Annotated in this window: 3 protein-coding genes and 1 pseudogene; 2 read left to right on the top strand and 2 right to left on the bottom strand. The window is 49.1% G+C overall.

Annotated elements, in window-relative coordinates; genetic code table 11:
- A partial coding sequence (locus ABYW01_RS19555; protein ID WP_372836048.1) for a GNAT family N-acetyltransferase occupies positions 1-173 on the top strand: 173 nt, incomplete at its 5' end.
- Positions 174-452: 279 nt separating this feature from the next.
- Here the strand turns inward: ABYW01_RS19555 and ABYW01_RS19550 are convergent.
- Both ABYW01_RS19550 and ABYW01_RS19545 read right to left on the bottom strand, forming a co-directional pair.
- A complete protein-coding gene (locus ABYW01_RS19550) occupies positions 453-797 on the bottom strand; it encodes a hypothetical protein (protein ID WP_372836046.1) in 345 nt (114 codons plus the stop codon).
- 90 nt (positions 798-887) lie between these two features.
- The gene (locus tag ABYW01_RS19545) at positions 888-1,559 is read right to left on the bottom strand and encodes a TSUP family transporter (RefSeq protein ID WP_372836044.1); all 672 of its coding nucleotides are present in this window, start codon (positions 1,557-1,559) and stop codon (positions 888-890) included.
- A 37-nt stretch (positions 1,560-1,596) separates the two neighbouring features.
- Here ABYW01_RS19545 and ABYW01_RS19540 point away from each other — a divergent pair.
- Positions 1,597-2,381, top strand: a pseudogene (locus ABYW01_RS19540) (IS3 family transposase); the annotation flags it as partial.

The following is a 2,381-nucleotide window of genomic DNA, read 5'->3' as shown; positions in this document are numbered from 1 at the left end:
GGGGCGATAAAGTCGGTTCAGGTTTGCTCGGGCATGTATTCAAAGTGCTGGAAGAACAAGGCATCAAGCGGATCAGTTTGCTGACGGACTCAGATAATCTAAAAGCACAAAGTTTCTATCAACAACTGGGCTTTGAACACTCCAACATGAAAACCTTGCGGAAGTTTCTTTGATTCTTATCTCGCCGAACTTTGCACATCCCTTGGTGAATCGCCAAAGAAACGTTTGAACTCACGACTGAACTGCGATGGGCTGTTGTAGCTGACCCGCAATCAGTCACGATGACTTTAACGTGGAAGTAAACCTGTCTGGTGCGGTGATTGATAGCGATGATAAAGAGGATTTGAAGAGAGTATGTGTCTATGTCGACACCGAATCCATATAGAAAAGACCCAACGGTCATTGATGCTGCGATCAAAACCATCAGGTCTTTTAGGGTCGATCGGTTGGGGTTAGCCTAACTCATCAACTAACACCGCATTGGAATAGATCAGTGCGTCATCAGTGGCCCGGTGACCTTTTAGGAAGAAGTGCCCCCGATGCTCATGCTTGTGCACAAATACGTGGAATGATGCATCCGTCAGCGCGCCACAGTCTTCTGGTGTTTTCAGCTCAAGGCTTGATAGGTTTACCTTAATGTCCGCTTGGGTTTCATCATCGTTTGCTGCTAAGCGATCTTCGATGGATTCCATCTGAAGTCGATAATCTTCTCCAACACGAAAGCTAATCAGCCCCATTGGGGTGGACTTTTCAGCTCCCGCCGGTCTGCACCAGGACTCAATCGTAAACGTGTTCATGTTTGCCTCTCTCGTTTACTGGGTAGTCTCACCAACAAAGATAGCAGTCTGAATAGAAACTGCTGGCAGCATGAATGATTTGCAGGTGAGTTACGCCGTTAGCATCAGACTGATACCGATCAGCACCAGCAAGAGGAACGAGAGTCGGCGCATGGTTTTATCACTGAACGGCGGTGGAAAGCGACGACCTGCAATCGTTGCGAGGGATACGGCGGGTACGCAGAGCAGGCCGATCCAAAGCATATCCAGTGTCAGTTCTCCCTGAATGGCCAGCACAATCAACCGACCGATGTTCATCATCAGGAATATAGCGAGCAAGGATAAACGGATGTTGTCGATGCTGAAGGGTTGGCGGTAGTACTGATACACCAGCGGTGGTCCCGCGATACTGAATAAACCACCCAGCACGCCTGCGGTGGCACCGGCCACGCTGAAACTTAAGTTGCCGCTGCGCACTTTCAAAGGCTCGGGTTTCATCATAATAAAGACCCCGCCGAGGAAGATCGCACCACCCAGAATGCCCTGTAATATGCGTGCAAAGTCCCGGCTCAGATAGGTCAGCAGGAAAACCCCAAGTACCAACGCAGGCACCAGCCCTATAATGGAATATTTCAGCGCCTGACGGTCCAGAACCTCAAGTTTACCCTTTAACGCAATAGAACCGTTTGCCAGCATCATCAGACTAATAATGACGGATGCGAAGGTGATGGTGGTAAGGTCAAACTGTGCAACCTGTAGTGGTTCAATGAACCTGGACACCATTTAAGGTGGTAAAGTACCGCCGAAGAAGAGGTGTTCAATGACTAAAAAACGTCGATCATTTACTCCTGAGTATAAGCATGAAGCCGCCTGTTTGGTGCTCGACCAAGGCTACTCAGTACTCGAAGCGTCTCGCTCATTGGGAGTTAATGACAATGTACTGCGTCGCTGGGTTATACAGCTCAAAGACGAGCGGCAGGGCACAACGCCAACCAGTAAGGCCCTGACTCCCGAGCAACAGCGTATTCAAGAGTTGGAGGCTCGAATCGATAGACTGGAACGTGAAAAGTCGATTTTAAAAAAGGCTACCGCTCTCTTAATGTCAGACGAGATGAATCGTACGCGCTGATAGATCAGTTAAGTGGGCAGGAAAGTACAGAATTGGTCTGTCATGTTTTTGGCATCACGCGTTCATGCTTCTACAACTACAAGCAACGTAAATCAGAGATTGATCCTGAGCACCTTAGTCTCCAGGCTCGGGTTAATGAGGCCTTCAAAAAAAGCCGTAGTTCCGCGGGAAGTCGCACGATTACCGATATGCTCCAAACGGATGGCGTGCAAATTGGTCGTTACAAGGTCCGTCAATTGATGAAAGAGTTGCAGCTCACCTGCAAGCAGCCTGGGCCTCATGCTTATAAGCAGGCCACAGTTGAACGTCCCGACATTCCGAATCATTTGGACCGACAGTTTAATACGACACGCCCGAATCAGGTTTGGTGTGGCGATATCACGTATATCTGGGCTGGAAGTCGGTGGGTATATCTCGCAGTCATCCTCGACCTATATACACGTCGTGTTATTGGCTGGAGCTTGTCGGATCGACCT

The organism is Pontibacterium sp., assembly GCF_041587635.1.
Classification (GTDB): Bacteria; Pseudomonadota; Gammaproteobacteria; order Pseudomonadales; family Balneatricaceae; genus Pontibacterium.
Note: the sequence above shows the minus strand (reverse complement) of the source record. Positions and strands in the feature narration are given on the sequence as shown.